This window comes from Frankia sp. KB5 (assembly GCF_002099325.1).
GTDB classification, from domain to species: Bacteria; Actinomycetota; Actinomycetes; order Frankiales; family Frankiaceae; genus Frankia; species Frankia casuarinae.
In genome coordinates, this window is sequence record NZ_MRUJ01000203.1 from 1 (window position 1) to 6,846 (window position 6,846).

Annotated in this window: 4 protein-coding genes; 2 read left to right on the forward strand and 2 right to left on the reverse strand. The window is 72.9% G+C overall.

Annotated features, from left to right (window positions below):
- Nucleotides 1-258 precede the first annotated feature (258 nt).
- Nucleotides 259-603, forward strand: coding sequence for a hypothetical protein (locus tag KBI5_RS18455; RefSeq protein WP_235608845.1), 345 nt, complete (start codon nucleotides 259-261; stop codon nucleotides 601-603).
- A 181-nt stretch (nucleotides 604-784) separates the two neighbouring features.
- On the opposite strand, the gene KBI5_RS18460 is transcribed toward KBI5_RS18455, so the two are convergent.
- Nucleotides 785-3,943: an AAA family ATPase gene (locus tag KBI5_RS18460; protein ID WP_085015961.1), complete on the reverse strand. Its 3,159-nt coding sequence runs from the start codon at nucleotides 3,941-3,943 to the stop codon at nucleotides 785-787.
- On the reverse strand, nucleotides 3,943-5,118 hold the full coding sequence (locus KBI5_RS18465; RefSeq protein WP_085015962.1) for an exonuclease SbcCD subunit D: 1,176 nt from the start codon (nucleotides 5,116-5,118) through the stop codon (nucleotides 3,943-3,945). The genes KBI5_RS18460 and KBI5_RS18465 overlap by 1 nt, the downstream gene beginning before the upstream one ends.
- A 323-nt stretch (nucleotides 5,119-5,441) precedes the next feature.
- Here KBI5_RS18465 and KBI5_RS18470 point away from each other — a divergent pair, with 323 nt between their 5' ends.
- Entirely contained in the window at nucleotides 5,442-6,701 is a 1,260-nt protein-coding gene (locus tag KBI5_RS18470; protein WP_011435671.1) for a glutamate-5-semialdehyde dehydrogenase, read from the forward strand.
- Nucleotides 6,702-6,846 lie beyond the last annotated feature (145 nt).

Here is a 6,846-nt window from a genome sequence, read left to right on the forward strand (position 1 = left end):
GGCCGGGCCTTCGGCCCGCCCACCCACGCCATCACCGAACTCTTACCGTGGCCCGGAATTCGAGAGAGCCCGTCAACAGTTCTTTCCCGGCATTTCACCCCGGCTACCCGGAAAGCCGCCGATAAAACTGAAGGGGTCTCGGCGCAAAAAATAGCGACGGCGGCGAATAGCGCTTCCGGAGTCGGGTAACCTTCCCTCGGCGGGCAAGAGGTCGAATCTGTTGAGAGAGGTTATTTCGTCATGAGAATGCGTAGGACCGTGGGTCTCCTCGCCTCGGCCGGAGCCGCCGGCGCGCTGACGCTGGCATCGGCCCTTCCCGCGAGYGCGGATTTGAACAGTTCGAATGTCTTGATCGGCGGCGTCGCCAGGTGCCCGGCCAGCGCCGCGGCGGGCGTGGCGGTCCGCACGACGGCCGGCGAGTTCGACTCGTCCGGCGTCGGCGCCGGCGGCTTCTACAGCCTGAGCCTCCAGCAGGTTCCGGTGGCCGGCACGAGCGCCACCTTCAGCGTCCAGTGTTCCGACAGCTCTGACAACTACAGCCGTACCTTCCCCCTCCAGAGACCGTTCAGTGGAAAGTCGGTCACCATAAACTTGTTCTCGTAACCGGACATCTCCGTTGAAGACTCGATGAAATGATCTGATCCCTGGTCCGCTCGGCAATGCCGAAATGGCCGCCACCGGAATCCGGTGGCGGCCATTTCCGATCCCGGGTCCTGGCCTGGGGGCGGTTTTCCCGGCTAGGCCAGCCGAGTAGTGGTGTGCCCGGGTCAGTGGTGCGTCCGGGTCAGGACGTGGTCTCGACCCGGCTGCCGCCGACCCCTTTGACGACCCGGATTTGGTTCGGGATGCGCTGGCGCAGCTCGGTGACATGGCTGACGACGCCGACGAGCCGGCCGCCGGAACGCAGTTCGTCGAGAACGGTCATCACCTCGTCGAGGCTGTCCGGGTCGAGCGTGCCGAAACCCTCGTCGATGAACAGCGCGTCCATCCGCCGGCCTCCCGCCTCGGCCGTCACGACGTCGGCGAGCCCGAGGGCCAGTGACAGCGCCGCCTGGAAGGTCTCCCCGCCGGACAGGGTGGCGGTGTCGCGCCGCCGGCCGGTCCAGGCGTCGTCGACCAGCAGCCCGAGGCCGGCGCGCCGACGCTTGTCGCGGCTTTCCCCCGCGTCGTGCACCAGGGTGAACCGACCGCTGCTCATCGCCGCGAGCCGATGGCTGGCGGCGGYGGCCACCTCTTCCAACCGGGCCGCCAGCACGAAGCTGGACAGCGGCATGCGCTCGGTGTTGGCACCCCGCCCGGCGGCCAGATCGGCGAGGCCCCGCAGCTCGTCCGCCGCCTCCCGCAGCGGATCCAGGGTAGTGAGCTTCTCGGTGAACTCCGTGACCAGCGAGGCCAGCCGTTCGGCCCGTTCCCGGGCGCGTGCGGCCGTGGCGAGCGCGCTCTCGTGGACCTCGCGGGCGTCGGTCACGGCCGTCTCGTGGTCGGCCAGCGGGACCTCGGTGTCCGGATCGACGGCGAGATCCTCGCCCGCCAGCCTGGCCCCGACGGCGACGAGCTCGTCCCGATGGGCCCGGGCCTCGTCCGCGGCGCGGCGCATCCAGTCGGAGTCCCGCACGGCCTCGGCGGCGTCGTCCAGGTCGGAGAACCCCGCCTGCCGCGCCTGGTCGAGGGCGGCCGTCCCGGCGCGGATGTGTTCGGCCCGGGCCTGCTCGGCAGCCAGGGCCGCGGCCTGCGCGGCCTCGTGATCGGCGGCGAGGGCGGTGACGGCACGGCGGCGCGCGGCCAGGGCGTCGGGGTCGCATAGCTCCGCCGGAACGCCGGCGAGCCGTCGGGCGGCGCGGTCCCGGGCGTCCGCCGCGCGTTCCCGGGCCGCCTGCGCCGCGGTCCGTGCGGCGGAATGGCGGGCCGCGGTCTCCTTCTCGTTCTCGTGGACCTCGCGCAACGCGGCCTCCGCCGCGGCGAGCTTCTTCGCCGTCCGGGTCCGGGCGCGGACCGCGTGGGTCAGCACGGCGGCGAGTTCATCGAGCCGATCCGCGACCGGCGCCCCGGAGCCGCCCAGCAGCGTCGCGACCGGAAGCGCGCGGATCTCGGCGAAGGCCGCCTCGACGCGGTCGTCCGGGTTCGCGCTGTGGTCCGGGTTCGCGCTGTGGTCCGGGTTCGCGCTGTGGTCCGGGTCCGTTGGGCCGACCAGGTCGGCGTGCAGCGCCCGGACCCGGGACTCCCAGTGGGCCACCGCCCGGCTCGCCCTCGTCGCGGCGTCGGCGAGCCGGTCCGCCTCCTGCCCGGCCGCGGTCTCGGCGTCCTTGCTCACATGGTCGGCCCGGGTCTCGGCCGGGTCGGGATGCTCCAGGGCCCCGCAGACCGGACAGGGCGTGTCATGGACAAGCGCGGCGGCGAGTTCGGCGGTGATGGCGTCGAATCGCTGCTGCCGGAGGTCGGATGCGTGGGTCCGGGCCGCGGATGCGTCTCGTTCGGCCTCGTCGGCCACGGTCCGCACCTGCCGCCCCTCCCGGACGGCGGAGGCCAGCTCCTTGGCCCACCGGGCCCGTTCGACCAGGCCGGGCAGAGCGGCGCCGGCCCGCCGGGCGACCTCCACCCGGGCCTCGGCCGCGACGCGGGCGCGGGGCAGCGTGACGCTGATCGCCTCGGCGAGTTCGGCGGCGGACCGGGTGTAGGCGGCCGTATCCTGGTCGGCCCCGGCGGCCTCCTCGGCGTCCCGCTCGGCGGCGGCGAGGGTGTCGGCCAACGTTCCCAGTCGCCCGGTCTCGGTGTGGGCGAGGCGGGCCAGGCGGGCGAGTTCCTCGGCAGGTGCTTCGGCAGGTGCCTCGGCAGGCCTCCCGGTGCCCTCCTCGGGCAGCGGTCCCGAGGGGGCGGGTTCCCCGGGAAGGAGCCCGGATGGATGGCGTCCGAGCCGGTCCCGGGCGTCGCGTTCGGCGGCCTCGGCCCGGTGGACCTCGGCGGCGCGGCGGTGGACCTCGCCCAGGGCGGGTGCGACGACGGCGGCCCGGCGGGCCGCGTCCAGCTCGGTGGCGAGCAGCTCGATCCGGGGCGCCTGTGCCGCGAGCTCCTCCTGCCGGGCGGCCAGTACCCGGCGCTGCCCGACGCGTCGGGCGAGGTCGCGTGCCTGGTCCAAGGCCTCCTCGGCCGCGGTGCGCCGCGCTGCCGCCGCGCCGGCCGCCTCGTCGGCCGAGATGGCCGCCGCCGCGGCGGTCCTGGCGAGGTCCGAGGCCCAGCCGGCGTCAGCCGTCGGATCCTCCGGCTCGTCGACGGCCGCCACCTGCGAGACCCGGGCGGTCACCCGGTCGAGCTCGGCGCGGGCCAGCGCCAGCCGTTCGGCGGCGATCTTTGCCTGGTCCAGCAGACACTGCTCGGCGTATTCGAAGCGGTTGACGTGGAACAGCCGCTTCAGGAGCTTCTCGCGCGCACCGTGGTCGGCTTGGAGGAAGTCGGCGAAGCGTCCCTGCGGGAGCATGATGACCTGGAAGAACTGCTTGTCGCTCATGCCGACGAGCAGGTCGATCTCATGGCCGACGTCCTCCATGCGGGTGGCGACCGTCTCCCAGCCGCCGGCGCCGTCGAACCGTTCCAGCCGCGCCGTCGGATGGGCGCGGGTCGTCCCGCCGCCGCGTTTCGGCTTGTCCCAGGCGGGGCCGCGGGTGATCCGGAAACGTCCCGCCGCCACAGTGAACTCCAGCGTCACCTCCGGCCGTAGGGATGCCGCGGCGTGGTGCGAGCGCAGGTCCGGCGGCCCGGAGACCTCCCCGCGCATCCCCGGCACCCGGCCGAACAGCGCGAACCCGACCGCGTCGAGCAGCGTCGTCTTGCCGCCCCCGGTCTCCCCGCAGAGCAGGAGCAGGCCGCCGCTGCCGAGGACGTCGAAATCGATCTCGACGGTGCCGGGGAAGGCGCCGAACGCCGCCAGGGTCAGGTGGTGGGGACGCATCAGGCGACTTCCTCCTCGGCCCGGCGGGCGGCGCCGAGGGCTTCGGCGAGCAGAGCACGTTCCCGAGCCGAGGGAGCGCTGCGTACATGGGCGACGAAGGCCTCGGCGATCTCCAGCTCCGAGCGTCCCCGGGTCCGCCGGCCGAAGCTGAGTATCTCGTCTGGTTCCGTCTCCGGTTCGTGCGCGAGCCGTAGGGCGAAGGGGAACCGGTGCTGCAACCGGGCCATGGCGTCCATGKGGCGGACGGGGTCGGTCAGCACGGCGGAGACGAAGTCGGCCTCGTGCGGGGCATGGGCGGGGTCGGTGAGGAGGTCGGCAAGACTGCCGCGCAGCAGGGTCATCCGCCGCCGGGCGGGAACGCCGATGCGGGTCACGTTCCCCAGCCCGGTCGGACCGATCTCGACGAGCAGCGACGCTTTCGCGTCGCCGGACTCCGAGAAGGAGTAGGCCAGTGGCGATCCGCTGTAGCGGACGGACGGGGCGATCGCCTGTGGCCGGTGCAGATGGCCGAGCGCGGTATAGGTGATCCCCTCGAACAACCGGGCCGGCACATTGCCCACCCCGCCGACGCTGATGTCGCGTTCGCTCTCGCTCGCCGCCCCGCCGGTGACCCAGGCGTGCGCCACCACGACGGACCGGGCATCCGGATACCGTGCGAGGTCGGCCCGCACCGCGTGCATCGCCCGGTGCATCGTCGCGGCGGGGATCCCGGCGGCCGGGACGTCCGAGCCAGATGGCGCCTGCGCCGGTTCGGGAAGCTGGGAGTTCGCCGCCGACGGCTCCAGGTAGGGGATCGCGTACACCCGGACCGCCCCGGCGGGATCCTCGACGACGACCGGATCCCCGACCGCGGCCGGATCCGTCCGGATGCGGACGCGGGGGTCGAGCAGGCCGGCCTTGTCGCCGAGCCGGCGGGCCGCGTCGTGGTTGCCACTGATCACCACGACCCGGGCGCCGGCATCGCGCAGTCGGGAGAGCGCCTCGTCGAAGAGCTCCAGCGCGCCCACCGGCGGGATCGCCCGATCGTGCACGTCGCCGGCGATGAGCACGACGTCAACGCCCTCGGAACGGACGACGTCGACGAGATGATCGACGAAGGCCGCCTGGGCCGGCATCAGGTCGTGACCGTACAGGCCACGCCCGAGATGYCAGTCGGACGTGTGCAGCGCACGCATGCGAGCACGGTAGGCAATCCCGTCGAGATGATCGTCATGGGGGTCCGAACTGCGCGCCTTTCTGGCTGTTCCGGTTATCACCGTTCCGGGTCCCTGCCTGTCGCGGACCTGGCGGATCGCGGATCTGGATAACGGGATAAGGAGATGAGCTGGATAACGGGATAAGGAGATGAGTAGGTCGCGGATGCAGGGATGAGCAGGTGACGGATGCGGGTGTAGGTGACGGATGCGGGTGAGGAGCGATGAACGGCACGACCGCCGAGCCACCGGTAGCCTCGTAGCGGCGGGCAGCGCCGCGGCGCCCGCCTAACGGAGGACCCGAGATGAGCACCTCTGCGGAGGATGTCCGAGGCAGCGCCGTCCGTGCCAAGGCGGCGGCGGCCCTGCTGGCGCCGCGCAGCCGCGCCGAGAAGGACCGCGCGCTGCTCGCCATGGCCGACGCGTTGATCGCCCGTTCCGCTGAGATTCTCGCCGCGAACGCCGAGGACCTCGCCGCCGCGCGGGCGGCGGGCACCGCCGGGGCGATGGTCGATCGGCTCACCCTCACCCCGGCCCGGCTCGCCGGCATGGCCGACGGCCTGCGTCAGGTCGCGGCGTTGGAGGACCCGGTCGGCGAGGTCGTGCGCGGCCGGGTGTTGCCGAACGGGATGGAGCTGCGCCAGATCCGGGTCCCCCTCGGTGTCGTCGGGATCATCTATGAGGCCCGGCCGAACGTCACGGTGGACGCCGCGGGCCTGTGTCTCAAGAGCGGCAACGCCGCGTTGCTGCGCGGGAGCGCCTCCGCGGTACGTTCCAACACCGCGCTGGTGGCGGTGCTGCGCGGCGCCGCCGTCGCGAGCGGCCTGCCGGCGGACGCGGTGCAGCTCGTCCCCGGGATGGACCACGATGCGGTCAAGCACCTGATGCGGCTGCGCGGGCTCGTCGACGTGCTCATCCCGCGGGGTGGCGCGGGTCTGATCCGGGCGGTCGTCGAGGAGTCGACGGTGCCCGTCATCGAGACCGGGGTCGGCAACTGCCACGTGTATGTGGACGCCGAGGCCGACCTCGACCAGGCGCTCGCGATCACCGTCAACGCGAAGACCCAGCGGGTCTCGGTGTGCAACTCGGCGGAGACCCTGCTCGTGCACGCCGGCGTGGCCGGGGAGTTCCTGCCCCGGGTGCTGGCCGCTCTGCACGATGCCGGGGTCACCGTGCACGGCGACGAGACGGTGTGCGCCGTCGATCCTCGGGTGCTGCCCGCCACCGACGACGACTGGGCGGCCGAGTACCTGTCGTTGGATATGGCCGTCGCCGTCGTCGACTCCCTCGACGACGCGGTCGCGCACATCCGGCGCTGGGGCAGCGGGCACACCGAGGCGATCGTCACGCGGTCCCTGCCGGCGTCGCGGCGGTTCATCACGACCTGCGACAGCGCGGCCGTCATGGTGAACGCCTCGACCCGTTTCACCGACGGGGAGCGGTTCGGGATGGGCGCCGAGATCGGCATCTCGACCCAGAAGCTGCACGCCCGCGGCCCGATGGGGCTGCCCGAGCTGACCTCGACGACGTGGGTCGGCGTCGGCGACGGGCATCTGGTCACCTGAGGCCCGGGTCACCTGAGGCCCGGGTCACCGGGCGCGCCGGATCGGGCCGTCCGGGACGCAACGGAACCGGGAAGGGAATAGGTATGGGCTCGTTGGACGGGGTGACGGTGCACGGGGTGACGGTGCACGGGGTGTCCGCGGTGCG

Coding starts and splice junctions, on each gene's coding strand:
- KBI5_RS18470 (WP_011435671.1), top strand. CDS start 5,442: ATGAGCACCTCTGCGGAGGATGTCCGAGGCAGCGCCGTCCGTGCCAAG.